The organism is Modicisalibacter radicis (assembly GCF_900961225.1).
Lineage (GTDB): Bacteria > Pseudomonadota > Gammaproteobacteria > Pseudomonadales > Halomonadaceae > Modicisalibacter.
Window position 1 is genome coordinate 1 of sequence record NZ_CAAHFN010000104.1, and the last position, 1,504, is coordinate 1,504.

The 1,504-nt window shown below is 68.1% G+C and carries 2 protein-coding genes; both read right to left on the reverse strand.

Translation table 11 applies throughout. The features are described 5' to 3' along the window. Nucleotides 1-863: electron transfer flavoprotein subunit alpha/FixB family protein (locus tag HR9077_RS18180; protein WP_136068721.1), on the reverse strand; the 863-nt coding region annotated here is incomplete at its 3' end. Continuing rightward, a partial coding sequence (locus HR9077_RS18185; protein ID WP_136068722.1) for an electron transfer flavoprotein subunit beta/FixA family protein occupies nt 860-1,504 on the reverse strand: 645 nt, incomplete at its 5' end. The genes HR9077_RS18185 and HR9077_RS18180, both read right to left, overlap by 4 nt.

Here is a 1,504-nt window from a genome sequence, read left to right on the forward strand (position 1 = left end):
AAGATCGGTGCGTCCTCGTCCTTGTTGATCGCGACGATCACCCTGGAGTCCTTCATCCCGGCCAGATGCTGGATGGCCCCGCTGATGCCCACCGCGACGTACAGGTCCGGCGCGACGATCTTGCCGGTCTGGCCGACCTGCATGTCGTTGGGCACGTAGCCGGCGTCGACCGCCGCGCGGGAGGCGCCGATCGCCGCGCCGAGCTTGTCGGCGATACCCTCGAGCAGCTTGAAGTTCTCGCCGTTGCCCATGCCGCGACCGCCCGAGATGACGACCCTGGCGCTCCCCAGTTCGGGACGCTCGCTGGCCGCCAGTTCCTCGCCGACGAAGCTCGACAGCGCGTTGTCGACAACGATGTCGACGGCCTCGATGGTCGCGCTGCCATTCTCGCTCACGGCCTCGAAGGCGGTGCTGCGCACGGTCAGCACCTTGAGCGAATCCGCGCTCTGCACGGTGGCGATGGCGTTGCCGGCATAGATCGGCCGCTTGAAGGTATCGGCGCTGACGACCTCGAGGACCTCGGAAATCGCGGCGACGTCCTTGAGCGCGGCGAGGCGCGGCAGGACATTCTTGCCGTGGGTCGAGGCCGCGGCGAGCACGTGGCTGTAACCGTCGACGAGCGCGAGCAGCAGATCGGCCAGCGGTTCGGCGAGCTGATGCGCGTAGACGGCGGCGTCGGCAACACGCACCCGGCTCACGCCCTCCAGCCGCGCGGCGGCATCGGCGACGCTGGCGACATGCTCGCCGGCGATCAGCACGTCGACGTCATCGCCGCCGGCGATCCGGCGGGCCGCATCGACGACATGCGCGGTGGCGCCGGCGAGCTGACCGTCGTGATGTTCGGCAAGGACCAGAATGCTCATGAAATCACCTTGGCTTCGTTCTTGAGTTTGTCGACCAGCTCGTCCACCGAACCGACCTTGATGCCGCCCTTGCGCTCGGCCGGCGTTTCCACCCGGAGCTGGCGAATGCGCGGCGCGATGTCCACGCCCAGATCGGCCGGCGACTGGGTGTCGAGCGGCTTCTTCTTGGCCTTCATGATGTCGGGCAGCTTGGCATAGCGCGGCTCGTTCAACCGCAGGTCGGTGGTGACGATCGCCGGCAGCTTGAGGGTCACGGTCTGCAGGCCACCGTCGATCTCGCGGGTGACGTTGACGGTCTCGCCGGTGACGTCGACCTTCGAGGCGAAGGTGCCCTGGCCCATGCCGGTCAGCGCGGCCAGCATCTGGCCGGTCTGGTTGTTGTCGGTGTCGATCGCCTGCTTGCCGAGGATGACCAGACCGGGCTGCTCGGCGTCGACGACCCTGGCCAGCAGCTTGGCCACCGCCAGCGATTCGATCGTGCCGTCGCCGTCCGCGGTCGCGATGTGAATGGCCCGGTCGGCGCCCAGCGCCAGCGCGGTACGCAGCTGTTCCTGCGCGGTCTTGGGGCCAACGCTGACGGCGACGATTTCACTGGCCACGCCCTGCTCCTTGAGCCGCACCGCTTCTTCCACGGCGATCTC